Source organism: Janthinobacterium sp. TB1-E2, from assembly GCF_036885605.1.
In the GTDB taxonomy this organism is placed as follows: Bacteria; Pseudomonadota; Gammaproteobacteria; order Burkholderiales; family Burkholderiaceae_D; genus Janthinobacterium; species Janthinobacterium aestuarii.
Genome location: NZ_CP142523.1, coordinates 937,049 through 958,893 on the forward strand (window position 1 = coordinate 937,049; position 21,845 = coordinate 958,893).

A 21,845-nucleotide genomic window follows, 5' to 3' on the forward strand; every position below is an offset into this window, starting at 1 on the left:
CGTTTTTCAGCTTTCCAAACTCTTTTTAATTTGTTTTCCGAACAACATAAGTTCGCTACAGTGGACTCGTGCTGGTTTTTGACGACGGAATAAAGAGGTGGAAAGATGGCTGCTGCAGAACTGATTTTCGATCCCCGCGCCGCGCATGGCGAGGCGGCTTTTGACGAAGTGCTCAATCTCGCGCGCACCCAGGCGCAGGCGCAAGGTTTGCCATATGCGGGCATCGTCAGCGCGCAGGATGCGTGGCAACTGGTGCAGGCTGGCAAAGCCGTGCTGGTCGACGTGCGTACGCATGAAGAACGCACGTTCGTCGGCTACGTGCCCGCCTCGCTGCACGTGGCGTGGGCCACCGGCACGGCCATGAACCGCAATCCCCGCTTTACGCGCGAACTGGAAGCGAAGGTGGGCGGCAAGGATGCCGTCGTGGTGCTGCTGTGCCGCAGCGGCAAGCGCTCGGCCGCGGCCGCCGAAGCGGCGGCCAAGGCCGGTTTCACGCACGTCTTCAATATCGCGCAAGGCTTCGAGGGCGACCTCGACGAACAGCAGCAGCGCGGCCACAGCGGTGGCTGGCGCTGGCATGCGCTGCCCTGGCTGCAAGACTGAACCTCTTCCCGGGACCACCATGAACCAGCGAGCCATTCCCCCCGCCTCCCTTGCCGCGCAGCCGCAATGGGAACTGCGCCAGATCGTCGATGAATTGCGCGCCGTGCGCGAGCAGTGGCGCGAAGGATTGGCCAGCAACCAGGAATGCGGCGCGCGCGAATTCCCGTCGCGCCAGCACTTGCACGACATCATCAAAGCCCTGTGCGCGGCCCTGTTCCCGATGCGCCTCGGCCCCCTCGACCTGCAGCAGGAGAGCGAGGATTTCTTCGTCGGCCACACGCTCGACACGACCCTCACGGGCTTGCATGAACAGGTGCGGCGCGAACTCAGTTACCACGCGCGCCAGCACGGCTTGCAGCAGACGGTCTCCATCGAACAGCAGGCGCTGGCCATCGTGCAGCGCTTCGCCCGCGCGCTGCCGCGCATCCGCGCCCAGCTCGACACGGACGTGGCGGCCGCCTTCCATGGCGACCCGGCCGCGCACAGCGTCGATGAAGTGCTGCTGTGCTACCCGGGCATCCTGGCCATCATCCATTACCGCCTGGCGCACACCCTGTATGCACTGGGCGCGCCGCTGGTGGCGCGCATCATCGCCGAAGTGGCCCATTCGCAGACGGGCATCGACATCCACCCGGGCGCCATCATCGGCAGCAGTTTTTTCATCGACCATGGCACGGGCGTGGTGATCGGCGAGACGGCCATCATCGGCGAACGGGTACGCATCTATCAAGCCGTCACCCTGGGCGCCAAGCGCTTTCCGGCCGGCGCCGACGGCGTGCTGAAAAAGGGACTGGCGCGCCACCCCATCGTGCAGGACGACGTGGTCATTTATGCGGGCGCGACGATCCTGGGACGGGTGACCATCGGCCAGGGCTCCGTCATTGGCGGCAATGTCTGGCTGACCCGCAGCGTGGCGCCCGGCAGCCATGTCACGCAAGCGCACAACCAGCAGGAGGCACCGGAATTGCCGGCACCATCCCACCCCGCTTTTGCCCACCACCCATGAGGACAGCATGTTGATCAAACAGTTTGGACTGGCCGTGCGCCAGTTGCGTGAAGGGCATGGTTGGTCGCAGGAGCGGCTGGCCGAAGCGGCCGACTTGAACCGCTCGTTCATCGGCGAAATCGAACGGGGCGCCGCCACGCCGTCGCTGCTGACGGTGGAAAAGCTGGCCGTCGCGCTGGGCGTCGGCCTGGCCGGATTGATGGCGCGCTGCGAGCCGGAATTGGTGGAGTAAAGCGGTTGGATTAAGTGCCGTGATGATGGCGATAGCATGTTGAGAAAAAGAGAGGGGCGTCCGATACTTTATTCGTTTTTCAGATAAGCATATTCACTTTTTTCATCAGGAGTAGTCATGGCAGAAGCAACAGAGAACCAGTTCGCGCTGGGCGATAACGCCGCGCGCCAGTTGGCCAATGCAAGCAAGAGCGTCCCCCAGTTATCCACGATCACGCCGCGCTGGCTCGTGCACCTGCTGCAATGGCTGCCCGTGGAAGCGGGTATCTACCGCCTGAACCGCGTGAAAAATCCGAAGGACGTGCGCGTCGCCTGCTCGCAGCGCGACGAGTCGGAACTGCCGCAAACCTTCGTCGACTACGACGACCAGCCGCGCGAATATTTCCTCAATGCCGTCAGCACGGTGCTCGACGTGCACACGCGCGTGTCGGACCTGTACAGCAGCCCGCACGACCAGATCAAGGAGCAGCTGCGCCTGACCATCGAGACGATCAAGGAACGCCAAGAAAGCGAATTGATCAACAATCCCGACTACGGCCTGCTGGCCAGCGTGCATGACGACCAGCGCATCTTTACCCTGACGGGCGCGCCCACGCCGGACGACCTCGATGAATTGCTGACAAAAGTGTGGAAGGAACCGGGCTTCTTCCTCGCCCACCCGTTGGCCATTGCCGCCTTTGGCCGCGAATGCACGCGCCGCGGCGTGCCGCCGCCGACCGTCAGCCTGTTCGGCTCCCAGTTCCTCACGTGGCGCGGCGTGCCGCTGGTGCCATCGGACAAACTGCCGATCGAAGACGGCAAGACGAAGATCATTTTGCTGCGCGCGGGCGAACAGCGGCAGGGCGTGATCGGCCTGTTCCAGCCTGGTCTGGCGGGCGAGCAAAGCCCGGGCCTGTCCGTGCGCTTCATGGGCATCAACCGCCACGCGATTTCGTCCTATCTGATTTCGCTGTATTGCTCGCTGGCCGTGCTGACCGACGATGCGCTGGCCGTACTGGAAGACGTGGAGATCGGTAAATACCATGACTACCCAGACACCTACAAGTGATGGCGCGGCGGGCTTGCCTGCCGTCCCGTTCTTACCCGACGAAGCGACCTTGAACCGCCTGGCCGGTGAATTCTTTGCCCGCTTGCCGGGGTTGGCCCCCGCGTCGGACAAGTCACCCAGCCTCGGCGGTTCCGGCAGCGTGCTCGATGCGGCGCCCCGCTATGCGAACCGTCCGCCGCCGCAGCCCGGCCCTTCCTTCGCCGCCATCGCCCCTGGCGTGGCGACGGCGCAAGTGCCGCCCGTGACGCCACCTTTGGAAGCACCGGTTGCGCCGGCGCCCGCATCGATTCCCACGCCGCGTGCGTCCGCCGTCAGTGCGCCGTCGCCATATTATTTTGTCGGTGGCGCGCATGGCTATCCGGCGTCGGACGGCAAGCTCGATGGCCTGGCGCAGCAGGGTCTGGGACAGGCCGCGCCGCAGCAGGCACCCGCGCGCCAGCTGCCCGTATCGCCGGCGAACAGCCAGCCCGTGTTCTATTTCCAGACTGAGCTGCCCTCGGCGACGAAGCCCGGTCAACACCAGACGCAGGCTCCATTCGACGTGCATGCCGTGCGGCGCGATTTTCCCGTGCTGGCCGAACGGATCAATGGCAAGCCGCTGGCCTGGTTCGACAATGCGGCCACCACGCACAAGCCGCAGTCGGTGATCGACCGCGTGTCGTATTTTTATGCGCACGAGAATTCGAACATTCACCGCGCCGCGCACGCATTGGCCGCGCGCGCCAGCGATGCGTATGAAGCGGCACGCGCCAAGGTGGCCAATTTCCTCGGTGCGGCTTCACCCAATGAAATCATTTTCGTGCGGGGCGCCACCGAGGGCATCAACCTGGTCGCCAATACGTTCGGGCGAAAATACATCGGCAGCGGCGACGAGATCATCGTCTCGCAGCTCGAGCACCACGCCAACATCGTGCCGTGGCAGCAACTGGCGGCGGAAAAGGGCGCGACCCTGCGCGTGATTCCCGTCGACGACAGCGGGCAGATACTGCTCGATGAATTCCGCAAGCTGCTCAACGGCCGCACCAGGCTGGTGTCCGTGACGCAGGTGTCGAATGCATTGGGCACCGTGACGCCCGTGGCGCAGATCATCGCGCTGGCGCATGCGGCCGGCGTGCGCGTGCTGGTCGACGGGGCGCAAGCCGTGTCGCATCTGCGCGTGGACGTGCAGGCGCTGGGTGCGGATTTCTATGTGTTCTCGGGCCACAAGGTATTTGGCCCGACGGGGATCGGCGCCGTGTATGGCAAGGCGGACTTGCTCGAGCAATTGCCGCCATGGCAGGGCGGCGGCAACATGATCGCCGACGTCACGTTCGAGCGCACCGTCTACCAGGGCGTGCCGAACCGTTTCGAGGCGGGCACGGGCAATATCGCCGATGCCGTGGGTCTGGGCGCGGCCATCGATTACGTGCAGCGCATCGGCCTGGAAAACATCGCCGCCTACGAGCACGCGCTGCTGGAATACGCGACGCACCACTTGCAATCGATTCCCGGCGTGCGCCTGATCGGCACGGCGCTGGACAAGGCGAGCGTGGCTTCGTTCGTGCTGGCCGGCTACGAGCCGGCGGAAGTGGGGCGCGCGCTGAACGACGAGGGCATCGCCGTGCGCTCGGGCCACCACTGCGCCCAGCCGATCCTTCGCCGCTTCGGCGTGGAAGCGACCGTGCGGCCGTCGTTCGCCTTCTACAACACGTATGAGGAGATCGACCGCATGATCGTCGTGGTCAAGCGCCTGGCGGGTGCGCGCCGCTGATCTTGCCTGTTTGTCAGCCTGATGCCGCCCCTGTGCAAGCGGGGGCGGCATTGTTGCGTCATGTCACGGACTTTACGCGTGGCTGGCTGGCGCCCGCAGGCTGGCGGTATAATTTATCCTTGGCAATATTGAAGCTGCGGCCCAAGGAGATATCCGGTGGAAGATCAACACAGCTCGCCCGAGCTATTCCTGTTCCTGGCGTCGACCGTGCACGACATGAAAAACTCGATCAGCGTGGTCAGCGGCACGTTGGAATCGCTGCTGGCGGCCGAGCAGGCGAAAACGGCCCCCCAGGCCGACCCCGCCTACCTGCAGATGGCGCAGATGCTGTACCAGACCAAGCGCCTCAACGATAACCTGATCCAGCTGCTGGCCCTGTACAAGGAAGTGGGCAAGCCCGGCTACCCGTTCGACGTGCAGCCGCAGCTGGTGAGCCAGGTGGTCGACCAGGTGGTGGACCAGGAAAAGATCCTGCTGGCCTCGAAAGGCATCGCCCTGGAGACGGCCTGCCCGCCAGAGCTGATCTGGGCCCTCGATGAAGATCTGGTCATCGGCGTGCTCGCGCATGCGATCAACAACGCCATCCGCTACACGAAGGACACGATCCGCCTGTCCGTGCGGGAGCACGGCGGCATGCTCGAGCTGCGCGTGGAAGACAATGGCGACGGCTATACGCAGGCCTTGCTCGACGCGGGTAGCGCGGCCATGGATGGCATGGCGGCCGGCGTGAATTTTTCCACCAACAGCACGGGCCTGGGCCTGTATTTTTCCAGCGAAGTGGCAAAGATGCACAAGCACCGGGGCAGCAGCGGCAGCATCGCCTTGGAAAATGGCGGCGCCCTGGGCGGCGGCTGTTTCATCCTGCGCCTGCCCTGAACGAGGACTCCATGACGACAGACAGCCACGCCACCGCCGCCGAAGCGGGCAGCACCGACTGGGCCGACAAGCATTATCTGCTGGTCGACGACTTCATCGGCATCCGCATCCTGCTGCGCGAATCGCTGCGCAACCTGGGCGCGCGCCATATCGACCAGGCGGCCAGCGGCGGCGAAGCCATGAAGCTGCTGGCCAAGACGCGCTACGACGTGGTGCTGTGCGATTACAACCTGGGCGAAGGCAAGAACGGCCAGCAAGTGCTGGAAGAGACGCGCGTGCGCAACCTGACGGCGCCGTCGAGCGTGTGGCTGATGGTGTCGGCCGAGAAAAGCGTGGAATCCGTGATGGGCGCGGCCGAGCACCAGCCCGACGCGTATCTGATCAAGCCGATCACGGAAGGCGTGCTGCTGACGCGCTTGAACCGCGTGTGGCACAAGAAGCAGGTGTTTCGCGAAATCGATCAGGCCTGCATGGAAAAGGATTATCTGCGCGCGGCCAAGCTGTGCGACGCGCAGATCGAAGTCAACAAGCTGCACGAGCTGGAATTGCTGCGCATGAAGGCGTCGTTGCTGCTGAAAAGCGGCGAGCCGGAAAAGGCCCGTGCCGTGTACGAAAAAGTCTTGGCCGAGCGCGATTACAGCTGGGCCAAGGCGGGCCTGGGCAAGATCCGCATGAACAACGGCGAGCACGAGGCGGCGCGGCAAATCTTCCAGGGCGTGATCGTGGAAAACAAGTACTACATCGATGCCTACGACCAGATGGCCGTCGCCTACCAGCTGATGGGCCAGCACGAAGAGGCCTGCGGCGTGCTGGAAAAGGCGGCGCGCCTGTCACCCAATTCCGTGCCGCGCCAGCGCAACCTGGGGCTGGCAGCCCTGAAGGTCGGCAATGTCAGCATGGCGGAAAAGGCCTTTCGCAAGTGTATTTCCATCGGCGAGTTTTCCGTCATGAAGACGCCGGACGCCTACCTGGGCCTGGCGCGCGTGTGTGGCCTCAAAAAGGATGCCAAGGAAGCGCTGCAATGGCTGCTGCTGGCGCAGCGCGAATTCTCGCCCGAGCAGATCGGGCTGCGCGCGAAGATCACGGAAGGCATGGTGCACCACGAAACGGGCGATTACCGGCGCGCGCGCAAGTGCGGCGACGAACTCGAAGCGATGCTGGCCGAAGACCCGGCGCGGCCCGAGAAAAGTATTTGCATGGAACTGGCGACCCTGCTGTTCGCCGTCGGCGTCAAGGATGCGCCGGCCGGTTTGTTGTGCTACGTGGTCAAGAACAACCACGATAACCAGGTGGTGCAGGACGAAGTGCAGAAAATTTTCGACAAGGCCAAGATGGGCGACGAGGGCACGAGCCTGATCATCGCCTCGCGCAAGGAAGCGTCGGACTTGATGAACAAGGGCGTGCTGCTGTGGAAGACGGACAAGCTCAACGAAGCCGTGGCCTGGATGCGCACGGCGCGCGACAAGCTGCCGAACAACTTGCGCATCCTGTTCAATTCCGCGCAAATCATCGTGTCGTTCCTGGAGCAGCGCGGCTACCAGGCGGAATTGGCGGCCGAAGCCATGGAAGTGTTGTTGTATGTGGACAAAATTGCACCAGGGCAGCAGCGCTTCGCGCAATTGATGGAGCAACTGGTGCAGTTGACGCCGCCGCCCGGGCCGGAAGAGGCCGTCGTGGTGCCGGAAAAAGCGCCGCCGGTGCCGGAAAAAGGGGGAAAAGTCGTGCGTGAGCGTGCCGGATGATAAACTAGGGGCCAGCGTGGGTTCGCCCGTGCTTGAGTTGCTCTACAACAATAAGGAAGAAACTATGCGTGATGTGGTCAATGAAGTATACAAAAAAATGAAAGTCGGCGCCGTTGCCTGGGTACGCCCGGTCGCCGCCAAGGGAGACACGCTGGAAACATTCCAGTCTTCGTACGAGCACGCCAAGGCGCTGGCCGACGAAGGCCTGATCACGATCGGTGACGTAAAACGCCAAGCCGACAATCAGATCGAGGCGATCCGCATTCATCGTATCGCCTGATCATATCGCCAGCTTGAAACATCAGGCCTTGCCTGGTGCTTTCGACTTGGGTGCCGCGCGCTTTGCCGGCGCCTTGCGCAGCGGGGCCTTGGCCTTGGCTGCAGTGCCTGCTTCAGCGGGTTTGGCGGATTTGCCGGCCGCTGGCTTGGCCGTCGCTCCAGCCGCTCCACCGCCAAAACTGGCAGCATCGGGCGACATGGCTGTCGACACGGCCTGCTTGAACTGATCTTGTAACAAATTCCACCAGACACTTGGATTGGCCAGCTGGGCTGCCGCCTGGCTGCCGGCATCGCTGGGCGCCGCCGCAGCCGGTTCCGGTGCGGGGGCAGGCGCCGGCTTTGGTTCAGGCGCTGGCGCCGCAGCTGCGGGTGCGGCTTGCTGGAAAAACGCGGAAGCGTAGGGCACCGATTCAAACACGGATTTCTCGCTGGCGCCGGGCTGGGTGATGGCTGCCGCCAGGGACGCGCCCATCGATTTCAGGGTGGCGATGGTGCCGCGCTGCACTTCCAATGCCTGGATACTGCCGCGCAGCATGCTGGTATTGAGGTTCAGCCAGGCTTCGACGGCTTTCAAGTCGTTGATTTTCTTGTCCAGCTCTTCCACCGACATGGTGGGCGCCGTGATGCCAGGCACGCCCATGCCGGGCACGCTCATGCTGCCCCACAGGTTCTTGACGAAGTCGAGGGTGTCGGTCACAACTGCTGCGCCCGGCATTTGGGGCATTTGCGGGTTTGCCATGCGAAATCTCCTGGTAGGTGGATGTGCCTAGCGTAGCAGATATCAGCTTGCAACTGACGCAAAGCCGCCAACATTTTCTTACATAAAACAGCAGGAGTTGAGTACGGGCAAGAAGCGGGAAGTAGGGGGAAGGCGTTACACTACGGCCTATGATGCCTGACTCCTTCTTTTCGCCACCGCGCCGCCGCACCGTCATTTTTGTCGCGGTCATCGGCGCACTGCATTACGTGGCGCTGGAATGGCTCACCTCGCGTGCCAGCATGGTGCCGCTGGGGCAGGATCATGCGCAGGTGGTCAGCATGGCCTTGATCGCCGAGCCGCCCGCACCGGTGCCGGTGCCGCCTCCGCCTCCGCCGCCCAAGCTGCGGCCCTTGCCCGAGCCCCGCTTGCCGCCACCGCCGCCGCCGACGGAGCTGCCGTCGAGCGACACGGCCCAGTTCACGGCGCCCGCCAGCGACGCGCCGCAAGGGCTGGTCACGCCAGCGGCACCGGCGGCCAGCGCGCCAGCCATCACGGCGCCGCCGCCCGCCGTGGCGGAAGCACCGGCACCGGCCAGTCCGCCGCCGCCGCCCGTCGAGCAGGCGCGACGCTACAAGACGAATGCGCCTGCATCGGCCCAGTTCGACCTGCACGTGGACCGGCGCGATGCCGACGGCACCAAGTGGCAGGGCGTGGCAGCCATGGCGTGGGACAACCGGGGCGACACGTACCAGCTGAAACTGGAAGTGGGCTTGAGCATGCTGATCACGCGCATCAACCTGCTGGTGCTGACCAGCGAAGGCCTGATCGATGGCAGCGGCATCGTGCCCGTCACGGCGACGGAAAAGCGCAAGGGCCGCGCGCAAACAGCCACGCATTTCAACCGTGACGCCAAGGCCATCACGTTTTCGGCCACGACGGCCACGGCGCCATGGCAGGAGGGGGCGCAGGACAAGGCCACCGTGCCATTCCAGCTGGCCGCCATCGGCCGCGCCGACGTCAATCAGCTGGCGGGCAATATCGACATCCTCGTCGGCGAGGAAAAGGAAGCGACCGTGTTCCGCTTCCAGCTGGTGGGCGAGGAAGAACTGGAGACCAAGATGGGCCGCCTGGTGACCTGGCATTTGCGCCGGCCGCCGAAACCCGGCACGTATTCGTCGCAGCTCGATATCTGGCTGGCGCCATCGATGCAATGGTATCCGGTACAAATACGCAATACCGAAGCGAACGGGGCGCTGACCACGCAAACCGTGACCCAAATTCGCGTCAATGACGCTACAGGAAAATAAATGATGACTCTGCATTCTTTGAAACACTTGCTGGCCGCCGGCGTGCTGGCCGCCACCTTCGCTCCCGCCATGGCCGACGCGCCCGTGGACCATCCCGTCATCAAGCGCCCGTACAAGCTGGCGCCGTCGGCCGACCTCGTCTATTCGATCAAGGCGAAGCAGCGCGGCATCGCGCTGTCCGGCGAATCGGTCAGCAACTGGCGCGCCGGCGACGGCAAGTACTCGCTGCTGGCCGAAACCAAGGCTGCCCTGTTCGGCAAGATCCTCGAGCAGCGCAGCGAAGGCACGGTCGACGATTACGGCCTGGCGCCAGCCCAGTTCGTGGAAAAGCGTTTCCGCAAGGAAGCGGCCACGACTACTTTCAAGCGCGACAGCAAGACCATCGTCTTCAGCGAAGGCGACGACAGCTATCCGCTGAAAGGCGGCGAGCAGGACCGCAACAGCACCGTCTGGCAACTGGTCAGCATAGCGCGCGCCACGCCCGAGAAATTCACGCCCGGTTCGGAATGGAGCTTCTTCGTTGCCGGCCGCCGCGACGCCGAGCCTTGGACCTTCAAGGTCGTCAAGCAGGAGACTGTCGCCACCGGCCAGGGTCTGGTCGAGGCCGTGCACCTGATCAAGGCGCCGCCGCCGGACAAGAAGGGCCAGCAAGTGGACCTGTGGCTGGCCCCGTCGCTGGAATGGTATCCCGTGAAGGTGACGTTCGCCGATGAAGATGGTGATTACGTCGAGCAAACCTTGCAAAAGGTCGTGCAGAAGTAAGTGCTTGCTGTTGTTGTGGGGTCAGACCCGCCGGGGGGAGGTGCCCAATGGGCGCATCCCGATTCCAAAGGAACTGACCCTTGTCCGCCCGTTTTCGCCATCAGGAGTCTTGATAAGCAGGCGCCAGCGTTGCGCCGTGTCCGCACCTCCCCCTCCCACGCGCTAAATTGCATGTCAGAACTGATATACTGACGCCCCCGCCCCGCAGCGCTGCGTTAGCCCGCTGCGCCGCCCGCTGAACACTCATCCGGAAAAGAATGATTGATATAATGGCAAGTGCAGCCGTGGCTACGGATGCAAATCAGACAGAGCAAGAGCATCACGATTCCTTGCAGGCGCATTTCCAGCCCAATATTTCGGCCGATGAAATAGAGCAAGTTTTTCACTTGAAGCGGGCGCAGCCTCTGCTGCAAGTGTTTACGGCCCTGTTCCACGGCGGTTTCGACGGCGTGCTGGTGCGTCTGCTCGTGTTGCGCGAACTCGCGTCCGATGCGGCCACGTCCGCCTATACGCGCGCCGATATCAACACGAAACTTGCCTATCTGTTGCCGGAAAGCCTGGAAACGGTCTTGCTGCGCCTGCGCTCGAACCAGTTGCTGGCCTGGGATGCGCAGCAGGGCGTGTATCGCGTGACGCCGATGGCGCGCAATGTGCTGTCGGCCATCGACAGCTTGCTGGGCCTGGGCCAGACGGAAGACGAAGCGGAAATGGGCTTTCTGCTGTCGCAGGTGGCGGGCGCGCAAGCCGTCGGCGGCGTGTCGGTTGAACAACTCCAGCATTTGCTGGGGCGCCTGGTGGATTTGACGGAGGAGTTCTCCGACGCCATCGCGTCCGGTTCCGAATTCCGGCTGCGCACGGCGCAGGCAAAGTGGAACATGGCGTGCGACTGGGTCGAGAAGGGTTCCGAAATCCTCGTGGCCATCACGTCCGATGAAAACGCGGATAGCGCCACGCACAAGGCGGCGCAGGCGATCGGCCGCGCGCAAAGCAAATTGCTGAACATGCAAGGCATGTTTTCGCGCGCCCTGAACCAGATCGAGCGCCAGCGCGTGCACCTGGGCCAGTCGGGCCTGTCGACCACGGACATCAAACGCTGGCTCTTGCTGCACGAAGACCTGGCCAGCCTGGCTGAAGGCGCCATCGACCAGCCCGTCGTGCCGCTGTTCTCCACGCCGGCCGAGATGATCGACGTTGCCGAAACGGAACTGCTGTCCGAACGGGCGGCAGGCATTACCAACACGGGCCTGCCCAGCGGAGAGGATGCGCCCACCACCATCAGCGACGGACCCGCCATGCAGCTTGAACTCGATGACCTGTTGGACCGCCTGTCGAACTTCGCCAGTCTGGGCAATTTCCCCAGCATCGGCGAAGAGGGGCCGAAATCGGTGCCCGTGCAGGATTCCTTGCTGCCGGCCAGCTTTGCCGTGGCGTCATACCGCGCCTCGATGCTGCCGCTGCTGGGTGACGTCTCCGAAGCGAGCTTGCAAGGCTCGACGGCCGAACTGGCCCGCCTGCCGATTACCTTTACACCGACCGACGAGATGGTCCAACTGACCGACCCCCACGTGGCGGCCATGTCGATCGCCTCGCTTTCACTGAATGTTTCACTTGATTTAGATAGCGGCACAGCCGATGAATGACGATTCCCAAATCCTGATTGCGCGCCTGCTCACGCATCAAACCCTGCGCCGCGACGACAAGCTCGTCAAACGCGTGCTGTCCGACGAGCTGTTCCGCGCCGAGATCGATGCGCGATTGCTGGCCTGCGGCTTGAAACTGCTCGACAACGTGTATGCCGACCACGTGACTTTGGCCCTGACGCGCACCATCGAGCCGAAGATTTTCGGCGCGCGCGACGTGTGGCAAAACAATAATTTCGGCCTGGCGCGCGATGGCGTGGCCTTGCTGGTGGTGCTGTGGGCGCAGATCATCCTGCCCAAGCGCGAACGCCAGGAAACGCACCAGCATGCGGACGATGACCAGAACGATATGTTCGGCACGGAAAAACCGCTGCCGCGCGCGGAAGATGCGTCGATCGGCATTTCCTACAAGGCGCTGCTGTCGGACTTCGGCGACAAGCTGGGCAAGAAGACGCGCATGGACATGAACCTGGGCACCCTGGCCAAGCTGGGCTTTATCGAGCGGCGCGGCGATTTCATCCTGGAAGGTCCGCTGCTGGACTTGATGATGGACACGGATGTGTTGAAAGAGCGCATCATCAACGGCGCCCTGGCCGACGTGTTCAAGCGGGCGCCGGCGCGCCTGGTGGCCATCGATCCTGACGCCGATCTGGCAGACGACCTGTCCGCCGACATCGGCGACCTGCCTGACGCTGGCGACGAGCCCGCGTCCGACCTTCCTCACTGAAAGCGCCCATGTTTCATATCAAATCACTTGAACTGGTGCACTGGGATTACTGGCAGCGCATCAAGAATATCCCGCTCGACGCGAAGATCATCACCATCGCGGGGCAGAACGGTTCGGGCAAGACCACCTTGCTTGACGCCTTGCGCACCCTGTTCGGCCTCGACTGCTCGATGGGGCGCACGTACAAGCACTATGCGCGCCACTCGGGCCAGCAGACGGCCTGGCTGCGCGCCGTGGTCGACAACAAGAACGTGGGCAAGCAGCTGTCGAACCGGCCATTCCGCAGTTCCGGCTTCTTCAGCGACGATGAAGTGACCCTGTTTTGCCAGATTCAGAAAAATGGCGGCGACTGGAAGCGCCAGTATCTGATGCGTCCGGGCAATGTGCAGATCGAGGACATCACGGATGCCAACGATTGGCTCGGCGTGGAAAACTACCGCAAGCGCCTCGCCAATGCGGGCCTGTCGCCAGCCATGTCGAAAGTGCTGGCGCTGGAGCAGGGCGAGACGGACAAATTGTGCGAATATGCGCCGCGCCAGCTGCTCGACCTCGTATTCCAAGTGTTTGGCGACAAGGAAGTGCTGGATGCCTACGACGAAGCCAAGCGCCACCAGCGCGACACGGAAGTGGAGCTGAAACGTTTCGAGACGGAACTGGAAGCGTCGAAAACCAACCTGGAAGGCTTGCGCCTGCGCGTGGCCAATTACCACCAGTGGGAAGGGCTGCATAAAGAGCGCCGCAACCTGCTGGAAGAAGTGCTTCCCAGCCTGCAATACCACGAGGCGCGCGAAAAAGCGGCCATCGCGAGCCGGCAATTGCGCGATGCGCGCAAGCCGATGGCGCAGGCGGACCAGCAGCTGACCGATAAACGCAATGCGCTGGCCGCGCAAGCGAAGGCGCTGTCCGACGCGCAGATGAACGAGACCTTGCTGGAGCAGGAATCGATCGGCCTGCAGAGCCGCTTGTCACTGATCAATGCGAACCTGAAACCGCTGGACAGCTTGCTGGAACAGAAGGACCGCTTGCAGAAGCTGGCGGCGGACTCGGGCAGCGACATCGCCGAAGTGGCGGCCCAGCTGGAACAGAAGGAAGCGGAACTGCTGCGCCAGCGCCAGCAGCGCGACGCCCTGTCGGCGCGCATCGCGGGCGAGCAGGCGACGATTGCAGCATTGCAAGGCAAGACGGCCATGCCGGAGCCGGACAATGTGCGCGGCATGCGCCGCGCGCTGCGCGACGCGGGCATTCCCCACGCGATGCTGTCGGACATCGTCGAGGTGACGGACAGCCGCTGGCAGGGCGCCGTCGAAGGCGTGCTGGGCGGTTACGCCTCGGTCGTCCTGCTCGACAAGGCCAAGGATGCGGCTGCCGCTTACCGCCTGGCCGAGAAGGAGCGCTACCGCCACTTCATCGTGCCCGACTTGGTCACGGCTCCGGTAGCGAAAGACGAAAGCTTGCTGGCCGTGGTGAAGTTTTCCGCGCCCGTACCCAGCTGGCTGATCGAGCAGCTGTCGCGCATTTCGCGCGTCGACTCCGTTGAAGCAGGCTTTAAATTGGGCAACCACGAAGAGTGGATCACGCCCGAGGCCTACCACCGCGAACGCCGCGGCGGACGCTCGCTGTTCGTGGAAGCGTCGCGCTACCGCTTCGGCCAGGCTGGCCGCAGCGGCCGCCTGGAAGCGCTGCTGCGCTCCCTGCCGGGCCTGGAAGGCCAGGAAGACACACTCACCCTGGCGATCTCGAAGCTGGCGGCCGAAGTGGGCGCCCTGAAGGCGCGCATCGCCGGCGTCGACGCGGCCAAGGAACTCAGTGCACGCCAGGAAGAATTCGCCGAAGCGCTGCGCAATTCCAAGCCGCTCAAGGAAGAGCGCCTGGAAGTGGGCGGCCGCCTGGGCGAGCTGCAAAACCTGACGAAGAACGCCACCGTGGCGCGCACGCGTGCCGATACGGTGTGGCAAAACGCGCGCCTGGCTTTGTCGGAAGCGGAAGCGGGTTCGCGCCTAGGCTACAAGAAGCAGATTGAACAGCGCGCCGAGCATGCGCGCGCCTTGCTGGCCCTGCGCCATGCGTGGCGCCACCTGCCGAAAAGCTGGCGCCGTCCCGCCCGCCGCGCCGCCCTCGTGGCCGAACACCAGAATGCGCACCAGGTCGATCTGCGCGTGGCCAGCCTGCAAAACAGCCTGGCGCGCGACGACTGGGAACTGGACGCGACCGTCATCGACCAGCATCACCGCCTGTCGGACCAGCTGCACGGCCGCCAGTCGGAAACGGACGAGCGCCGCTACCAGAACAACCGCGCCATCGAAGCGACGGGCAATGCCCGCGGCGCCTACATGGAGCGCTTGCGCTACACCATCAAGACGTACAGCAAGAACATCAAGGAGCTGGGCGAACTGGCCGGCATCGAAGTCCATGCCGACCCCGTGCGCCTGGAAAACGACGATGTGCAACTGTCGCAGGCGGGCTTGCACGTGCGCTTCAAGTTCGATGGCAAGGGCGTCATCGGTATGAACGATGGCGAAGCGTCGGGCGGCCAGCAGGTGATGAAGTCCCTGGTGCTCTTGATCGGACTGCTGAAATCGGAAGACGGTTCAGGCGGCTTCGTCTTCATCGACGAACCGTTTGCCCACCTCGATATCCGCAACATTCAATTGGTCGGCGAATTCCTGAAAAACACGGAAGCGCAATACCTGATGACGACGCCGTTGACGCACAACACGGACGTCTATGATCCGTCCGAGCTTACTTTGATCACCAGCAAGAAGAAAAAGGATACCCAATGGGCGCAACCGATTTTCGTGCTGCAGCGCCGGGTCGAACCCGTGCCGGGCAAGGTGGCGTGATGCTTGTACGCACTTTGCTCGCATCTGCCGTACTGGCACTGGCGTGCTCGGCGCCAGCCGTGGCCAACGATGGCATCGGTTCCGTCAGCGCGGGCGGCATCCTGTTTGGCAAGACGGATGCCGTGGCCATGAAAAAGGAAGTGCTCAGCGTGAGCACGGACTTGATCAAGGTCGAGTACGAGTTCCTCAACGAGTCCGCCAAGGATGTGGAAGAGACGATCTTCTTCCCGCTGCCCGAATACTCGGCCGGCTACCACGGCTCGCCCACGTATTATGGCCAGCCGCAGCAGTTCACCGTCGACGTCGATGGCAAGCGCAAGGACTATCAAACCACCTTCGTCGCCAAGCTCGATAGCGCCGACGTGACGGCCCGCTTGCGCCAGCTGGGCCTGTCGGATGCGCAAATTGCCTATTTCCCTTCGCACACGCCGTTCGACAAGAAGGTGGCGCCGCTGACGGCCGCGCAAAGCAAGATCATGATCCGCGAAGGCTTGCTGGCCCAGCTGTATGACGAGGAATGGGTACCGGCCTGGACCGTCAAAGTCATCTACCTGTGGCAGCAGAAATTCCCCGCCGGCAAAGTCGTGCGCGTGCGCCATCAATATGCGCCATTTGTCGCGGCCGGTCCGGGCGCGTCCTACCTGGGCGATGGCGATACATTTGAAAAGAAATACTGCGGCGACAAGGCCTTCTACAAGACGTGGAACCGCCTGGCGGCCAAGCAGGGCGAAAGCGGCTTCGTCAATGCCGTGTGGGTGTCGTACATTTTGACGACCGGTAACACGTGGAAGAATGGCATCGAAGACTTTACCTTGAACCTGATCAAGGGCAAGCCGGACGAGCTGGTCAGCCTGTGCTTCCCGGGCACGTTCACCAAGATCAACCCCACCACCTTGCAAGTCAAGCTGCGCAACTTCCATCCGAAGCAGGATCTCGACGTGTACTTCGGCAATGTCGAAAGCGCGGGCGACCACGACGGCGTGGCGCCACGGATCCGGCCATAGCAATGAGCACGCAGGAAGCGCTGGCCGCGCGCCTGCGCGCCATCGCCCACGCCACGCCGTGGTGCATGCAAGCCCTGCACGCCGTGGCGCAGCTGGGCTTGCCCCACTGCTGCATCGGTGCCGGCGCCGTGCGCAACCTCGTGTGGGACGCCTTGCACGGCTACGCGCAACCATCGGCATTGAGCGACATCGACGTGGCGTATTTCGATGCGCACGATGTGCATCCGGAAAGCGAAACGCAGTTGCGCCAGCGCCTGGAAACCGTGCTGCCCGGTGTGCCGTGGGAAGTGTGCAACCAGGCCCGGGTGCACCTGTGGTTCGAAGGCGAGTTCGGCTATGCCGTGCCGCCGCTGCTGTCGCTCGACGACGCCATCGCTTCCTGGCCCGAGTTTGCCACGGCGGTCGGCCTCCATCTGCTGCCTGACGGCGGGATCGGCATCATCGCGCCGCATGGCCTAGATGACCTGTTCGACATGGTGGTGCGGCGCAACCCAGTGCGCATCAGTCAGGACGGCTATGCGCAGCGCCTGGCCAGCAAGAACTATGCGGCGCGCTGGCCGCGCGTGACCATCATCGCTTGAAAAATGCTGGCGTAAAAGCAATTAAATACACTGTGGATACAGATTGCCTATAATTGCCAGTTATCCAATAGTGTTTTCCTGATCTCATGTCCCTGTCCATTTCCATGCCGCTGCGCCGCCTCGGCCGTTTGTTCTGCCTTTCCTCCGCCCTCGTGGCGCCCGCCGCCTTCGCCGACAGCTATACCGATTTCCAGCAAGCGAGCGGCCAGCTGGAAGCGCTGATGGCCAAGGCGACGTCGCAAAGCGGCTTGCCGCGCCTGGGCGACCCTGGCGTGGCGCAGCTGTTTGCCCATATCGCCGACGGCCCGCGCCTGTTCCAGGCGCCCGTGACCGCGCTGCAAGACATGAATCAGAGCGTGGCCCTGTGCGAACGGAGCACCAATCTGGGCAAGTCCTATTACCAATTTGGCCTCACGCGGCCGCTGCCGTTGTCGGGCGCCGAGTTGCAGCAGGCGCGCAGGGAACAAGTGACGCAGAACCTGGCCGATTACGGCGATGAAATGGCTGCCTTGTTCGCCTTTGGCATGCATTGCCATGCGCACTTGATTGGCTTGATGGAAAAGGAGTTCAGCAGCCAGCCCTTGCCCGAGGTGAGCAGTGCGGAGCGCATGCGCGCCCGCGCCTTCAGCAAGGGATCGAGCACCATGTTTGTGAACGTGGTGCAGTTCGTGCAAGTGCCGTTCTGGAACGTGGCGCAAAAGAAGCGGATGCTGGAAGCGGCGGGACAGCACGCCGCAGCGAATGCCAATCTGATGGCGCCGCCCTTGCGCGAGCGTTTGCTGACCAGCCTGGTCGATGCGGACAAGGATCTCGATCCGGCCCTTGCACCGGCGCTGGCGGCGATACGCCAGGCGCTGTCGGTGACGACGTGTACCGGCCTGTGCCAGTACTACTGACTGATGTGACTTACTCCGATGCCTGCAGCGGCTTGTTGCGCTGGCGCCAGCGCACGAGGCCCCACGCATACACGGCGTAGTAGCCGATGACGAGGCCGTAGGCGGCCATGGTCAGCGGACTCTGGCCGAACGGTGGCGGCGGCACGGGCACGTCCAGGCGCGTGTTCAGGTAGATTTCCATGCCGCGGTACAGCAGGCGGGCGATGAACAGCATCGTGATGGCTAGGCCCAGGTAGCGGTGCTGGGTAAAGAAGAAATCCTTGCCGACCTGTTCGAAGCGCGTCAGTTTCAATCCCAGCACGCCGAGCCAGCCGCTGGCCAGCGCGCCCGCGCCCAGGCTGGACAGGGGCAACAGCTCGAATTTCGTCGTCGTCGCCAGGAACAGCAGCAGCGCGGGAAAGACGACCGCCACGCTCCAGTGGCGCCACAGCTGCGACTTCTGGCGCGCCACCAGTTTCTTCAGACGCGAATAAATGCGCCAGACCAGCAGCGGGACCAGGAACAGCAGGGCGAGAGTAGTGGTTTCCATGTAGACATTCGGGTGCGGGTAAAACAGCGATTGTAAGCCAGATGGGGATGGGCGGCGATGCTTGTCAAACAGCAAAAGTTGCTGGTTGACATTTACATGGCATGAACGCACTATGCCCTGTCACACAGCGCCGCCATGAGCGGTGCGGTGCGCTTGCTTGTTGTCGCCACCTTCATACACTGGAGTTCCATGTCTACTCGTTTGCCTTTGCTGCCCATCACTGTCGGCCTGATGGCCTCGTCTTCCCTGGCCATGGCGCAAGATGGCGCGTATCAAGCCCCGCCAGCGCCTCTGCAAGCCATCGTCGATGCGCCGCGCGCGCCGACCCTGAGCCTGAGCCCGAAACGCAACCTGGCGGCCGTGCTGCCCACGCCATCCTTGCCCAGCATCAGCGAAGTGGCGCAGCCGGAACTGAAACTGGCGGGCTTGCGCATCAATCCACGCACGTATTCGGCCAGCCGTTTCAGTTTTCACACGGGACTGGGTTTGCTCGACATCGATACGCAGAAGGAAATCAAGGTCAGCGGCTTGCCAGCTTCGCCCCGCATCGCCGACCTGGCCTGGTCGCCCGACCAGCGCTACCTGGCGTTTACGCACATCGCCTTTGCCGATCCCGCCAAGGGCGTGAAGGAATCGGGCGTGGAACTGTGGCTGCTTGACGTGCAGACGAAAGCGGCGCGCAAGCTGGGCAATCAAGCCCTGTCGACCGTATATGGCCGCGGCTTTTCCTGGCTGCCAGACAGCAAGACCTTGCTGGTGCAGCTGAAACCGGCCAAGCTGGGCGCGGCGCCCGTGGCCAGCGGCATCCCGACGGGCCCGTCCATCCAGGACAGCGTGCCGGGCGGCGGCGTCAAGCAATTGCGCACCTATCCCGACCTGCTGAAAAACGAACAGGATGCACAGCTGTTCGAGCACTACATCACCGTGCAGCTGGCCTTGCTGGACGTGGCGGGCAAGCAGCGCCTCGTGGGCCAGCCGGGCCAGTTCTCGCGCGTGGCGGCCTCGCCCGATGGCAAGCACCTGCTGACGACCAGCATCGTGCGTCCGTATTCCTACATCGTGCCGGCCTCCGACTTTGCGCACAAGATCGACGTGCGCGACCTGAATGGCAAGGTGGTGCATGCGGTGGCGGCCCTGCCGCTGGAAGAAGGTCTGCCGCCAGGCAATGATGCCGTGTCCGCCGGCGTGCGTTCCGTCAGCTGGCGCGTTGACGCGCCAGCCACCCTGGTGTGGGCCGAGGCGCAGGATGGCGGCGACCCGGCCAAGGTGGTCGAGATCCGCGACATCGTCTACACGCAGGCGGCGCCGTTCACCGCCAAGCCGGCCGTGCTGGCCAAGCTCGGCTCGCGCTATGCGGGCATCGCCTGGGGCCGCGGCGACCTGGCCCTGCTCAGCGAAGCGTGGTACAAGACGCGCGCCGTCAAGCAGTGGAAGATTTCGCCAGACCAACCTGCCGCGCCGGCCGACCTCGTGTATGCGGGATCGTTCGAAGACCGCTACAACGATCCGGGCCAGCCGGTGATGCGCGCCGACGCGGCCGGCTTGCCGCGCCTGCTGATCGCCTTTGACAACTCCATCCTGCTCGACGGCCAGGGTGCGTCGAAGGAAGGCGACCGTCCCTTCATCGACCGCCTGAACCTGGCGACGAAACAGAAGCAGCGCCTGTTCCAGAGCGCCGCGCCGTATTATGAAAACGTGGTGGCCGTGCTGGATGAGGACGGCAGCCGTTTGCTGTCGACGCGCGAATCGCCGACCGAGCAGCCGAATTACTATGTGCGCAACCTGAAGCAGCAGGGTGCGGCGCAATTGACGGCTCTCACGCATTTCCCCCATCCGCTGCCGCAATTGAAGGACGTGCAGAAAGAGCTGATCCGCTACAAGCGCGCCGACGGCGTGGACTTGACGGCGACCTTGATGCTGCCGCCGAACTACGACGCCAAGCGCGACGGTCCGCTGCCGACCCTGATGTGGGCATACCCGCAGGAATTCAAGACGGCCAGCGCCGCCAGCCAGACCAAGGGTTCGCCGTACAAATTCAATGCCGTCAGCTACTGGGGGCCGGCCGCCTTCCTGTCCATGGGCTACGCCGTGCTCGACAATCCATCGTTCCCCATCGTCGGCAATGGCGATCAGGAACCGAACGACACGTATCTGCCGCAGCTGGTGGCCGACGCCGAGGCTGCCGTCGAGGAGGTGGTGCGCCGCGGCGTGTCCGACCGCAACCGCATCGCCATCGGCGGCCACTCATATGGCGCTTTCATGACGGGCAATTTGCTGGCGCACACGCGCCTGTTCCGCGCCGGCATCGCCCGCAGCGGCGCCTACAACCGCACTCTGACGCCGTTCGGCTTCCAGGCGGAAGAGCGCTCGTTCTGGCAGGCGCCGGCCGTCTACCAGGCCATGTCGCCGTTTAATTATGCGGACAAGATCAAGGATGCGCTGCTGATGATCCACGGCGAGCAGGACAACAACTCGGGCACTTTCCCCATCCAGAGCGAACGCATGTTCCAGGCCGTCAAGGGACTGGGCGGCACGGCGCGCCTGGTGATGTTGCCGAACGAGAGCCACGGCTACCGCGCGCGCGAATCGATCATGCAGATGCTGTACGAAAGCAACAACTGGCTGGAGAAATATGTGAAGAACGCGGCGCCGCCAGCCGCCGACGCCAAGCCGGCAAGCAAATAAGGGCAGCGGCGCGCATCTCGTGGTATGGTCTTCCTTTGTCTGCAGGGAGGCCAGCCATGTCAGTCATCCATACCCACCGCGCGCCCGACCCGGCGCCCGTCGATGAACCCATGCCGGCGCCGGAGCCGCAAGAAGCGCCCGGGCGCCAGCCGGGGCCCGTGCACCCGGTGCCGCAGGACGATCCCGTGCCGCACCCGCACCCCAGTTAATCTCGTCAAGAAAGGCTGTTTTAGATGGCAATTGTCAAGGAAGTCTACACACGCAAAGTCAGCGGAGAATCGTTCGACTATGAACTCGACTACACCCAGGGCGCGGACGTGGCCTGGATTGCGCGCGTGTACCACGACGGCGTGCTGAAAGGCTCGCCGCACGGCGCGCTGACGGCCAACGTGCTGTCCGGCCCCGCGCTGGAACAGTATCTGCGCGCCTACGTCGAAGGCATGATCGAGCGGGGGCTCGACGTGGCCGAGTAAGCTGTTTTCGTTAGAGCAAAGAAAAGGGCGCCGAGGCGCCCTTTGTGTTTCTGCTGGTGTCGGTTTACGCGGCTGCGCCGCTAATCCGACCTACGCGCATGCACATGGAGCGTAGGTCGGATTAGCGGGGCAACGCCCCGCGTAATCCGACAACATGGTTGGCCGC

General features: G+C 63.5%; 21 protein-coding genes. 19 read left to right on the forward strand and 2 right to left on the reverse strand.

Annotated features, from left to right (window positions below; translation table 11 throughout):
- Nucleotides 1–105: 105 nt before the first annotated feature.
- The 8 genes from OPV09_RS04240 (at nt 106) to OPV09_RS04275 (ending at nt 7,536) form a co-directional block, all read left to right on the forward strand.
- Nucleotides 106–603, forward strand: a complete 498-nt coding sequence (locus OPV09_RS04240) for a rhodanese-like domain-containing protein (protein ID WP_081368368.1) — start codon at nt 106–108, stop codon at nt 601–603.
- Nucleotides 604–622: 19 nt separating this feature from the next.
- A complete protein-coding gene (epsC, locus tag OPV09_RS04245) occupies nt 623–1,609 on the forward strand; it encodes a serine O-acetyltransferase EpsC (RefSeq protein ID WP_070305407.1) in 987 nt (328 codons plus the stop codon).
- Between the two features lie 7 nt (nt 1,610–1,616).
- Complete coding sequence (locus OPV09_RS04250) at nt 1,617–1,841, forward strand: helix-turn-helix transcriptional regulator (protein WP_319992219.1); 225 nt, start codon at nt 1,617–1,619, stop codon at nt 1,839–1,841.
- A 117-nt stretch (nt 1,842–1,958) separates the two neighbouring features.
- On the forward strand, nt 1,959–2,888 hold the full coding sequence (locus OPV09_RS04255) for a family 2A encapsulin nanocompartment shell protein (protein ID WP_034784363.1): 930 nt from the start codon (nt 1,959–1,961) through the stop codon (nt 2,886–2,888).
- A complete protein-coding gene (locus OPV09_RS04260; RefSeq protein ID WP_338680643.1) occupies nt 2,863–4,638 on the forward strand; it encodes a family 2A encapsulin nanocompartment cargo protein cysteine desulfurase in 1,776 nt (591 codons plus the stop codon). The genes OPV09_RS04255 and OPV09_RS04260 overlap by 26 nt, the downstream gene beginning before the upstream one ends.
- A 156-nt stretch (nt 4,639–4,794) precedes the next feature.
- A complete protein-coding gene (locus OPV09_RS04265) occupies nt 4,795–5,514 on the forward strand; it encodes a HAMP domain-containing sensor histidine kinase (protein ID WP_338680645.1) in 720 nt (239 codons plus the stop codon).
- Between the two features lie 11 nt (nt 5,515–5,525).
- Nucleotides 5,526–7,256: a response regulator gene (locus OPV09_RS04270; protein ID WP_338680647.1), complete on the forward strand. Its 1,731-nt coding sequence runs from the start codon at nt 5,526–5,528 to the stop codon at nt 7,254–7,256.
- Complete coding sequence (locus OPV09_RS04275; RefSeq protein WP_230516689.1) at nt 7,240–7,536, forward strand: hypothetical protein; 297 nt, start codon at nt 7,240–7,242, stop codon at nt 7,534–7,536. Before OPV09_RS04270 ends, OPV09_RS04275 begins: the two co-directional genes overlap by 17 nt.
- 21 nt (nt 7,537–7,557) lie before the next feature.
- Here the strand turns inward: OPV09_RS04275 and OPV09_RS04280 are convergent, their stop codons facing one another.
- On the reverse strand, nt 7,558–8,274 hold the full coding sequence (locus tag OPV09_RS04280; RefSeq protein WP_338680648.1) for a PhaM family polyhydroxyalkanoate granule multifunctional regulatory protein: 717 nt from the start codon (nt 8,272–8,274) through the stop codon (nt 7,558–7,560).
- A 149-nt stretch (nt 8,275–8,423) separates the two neighbouring features.
- Between OPV09_RS04280 and OPV09_RS04285 the strand changes: the two genes are divergently transcribed.
- The 8 genes from OPV09_RS04285 to OPV09_RS04320 all read left to right on the forward strand — a co-directional run bounded on the left by OPV09_RS04285 (nt 8,424) and on the right by OPV09_RS04320 (nt 17,992).
- Complete coding sequence (locus OPV09_RS04285; protein ID WP_338680649.1) at nt 8,424–9,542, forward strand: DUF3108 domain-containing protein; 1,119 nt, start codon at nt 8,424–8,426, stop codon at nt 9,540–9,542.
- A complete protein-coding gene (locus OPV09_RS04290) occupies nt 9,543–10,304 on the forward strand; it encodes a DUF3108 domain-containing protein (protein ID WP_034753456.1) in 762 nt (253 codons plus the stop codon). It abuts the gene before it with no gap.
- Between the two features lie 269 nt (nt 10,305–10,573).
- Entirely contained in the window at nt 10,574–11,944 is a 1,371-nt protein-coding gene (locus OPV09_RS04295; RefSeq protein ID WP_128141393.1) for a hypothetical protein, read from the forward strand.
- Nucleotides 11,937–12,671 carry a hypothetical protein gene (locus tag OPV09_RS04300; protein WP_219329729.1) on the forward strand — a complete coding sequence of 245 codons (735 nt, stop codon included), beginning with the start codon at nt 11,937–11,939 and terminating at the stop codon, nt 12,669–12,671. The genes OPV09_RS04295 and OPV09_RS04300 overlap by 8 nt, the downstream gene beginning before the upstream one ends.
- A gap of 8 nt (nt 12,672–12,679) precedes the next feature.
- The gene (locus OPV09_RS04305; RefSeq protein WP_338680651.1) at nt 12,680–15,511 is read left to right on the forward strand and encodes an ATP-binding protein; all 2,832 of its coding nucleotides are present in this window, start codon (nt 12,680–12,682) and stop codon (nt 15,509–15,511) included.
- Complete coding sequence (locus OPV09_RS04310) at nt 15,511–16,515, forward strand: DUF4424 family protein (RefSeq protein WP_070305422.1); 1,005 nt, start codon at nt 15,511–15,513, stop codon at nt 16,513–16,515. The genes OPV09_RS04305 and OPV09_RS04310 overlap by 1 nt, the downstream gene beginning before the upstream one ends.
- A gap of 2 nt (nt 16,516–16,517) precedes the next feature.
- Nucleotides 16,518–17,096, forward strand: a complete 579-nt coding sequence (locus OPV09_RS04315; protein ID WP_338680652.1) for a nucleotidyltransferase family protein — start codon at nt 16,518–16,520, stop codon at nt 17,094–17,096.
- A gap of 86 nt (nt 17,097–17,182) precedes the next feature.
- Complete coding sequence (locus OPV09_RS04320) at nt 17,183–17,992, forward strand: hypothetical protein (RefSeq protein ID WP_338680653.1); 810 nt, start codon at nt 17,183–17,185, stop codon at nt 17,990–17,992.
- A gap of 10 nt (nt 17,993–18,002) precedes the next feature.
- Here the strand turns inward: OPV09_RS04320 and OPV09_RS04325 are convergent, their stop codons facing one another.
- Nucleotides 18,003–18,521, reverse strand: a complete 519-nt coding sequence (locus OPV09_RS04325; protein WP_338680654.1) for a hypothetical protein — start codon at nt 18,519–18,521, stop codon at nt 18,003–18,005.
- 189 nt (nt 18,522–18,710) lie between these two features.
- Here OPV09_RS04325 and OPV09_RS04330 point away from each other — a divergent pair, with 189 nt between their 5' ends.
- The 3 genes from OPV09_RS04330 to OPV09_RS04340 are packed head-to-tail and all read left to right on the forward strand — an operon-like array spanning nt 18,711 to nt 21,679.
- Nucleotides 18,711–21,206, forward strand: a complete 2,496-nt coding sequence (locus tag OPV09_RS04330) for an alpha/beta hydrolase family protein (RefSeq protein ID WP_072457076.1) — start codon at nt 18,711–18,713, stop codon at nt 21,204–21,206.
- A gap of 56 nt (nt 21,207–21,262) precedes the next feature.
- Nucleotides 21,263–21,415, forward strand: a complete 153-nt coding sequence (locus OPV09_RS04335) for a hypothetical protein (RefSeq protein ID WP_175444616.1) — start codon at nt 21,263–21,265, stop codon at nt 21,413–21,415.
- Between the two features lie 24 nt (nt 21,416–21,439).
- Nucleotides 21,440–21,679, forward strand: coding sequence for a hypothetical protein (locus OPV09_RS04340; protein WP_034753464.1), 240 nt, complete (start codon nt 21,440–21,442; stop codon nt 21,677–21,679).
- The last annotated feature ends 166 nt before the right edge of the window (nt 21,680–21,845 follow it).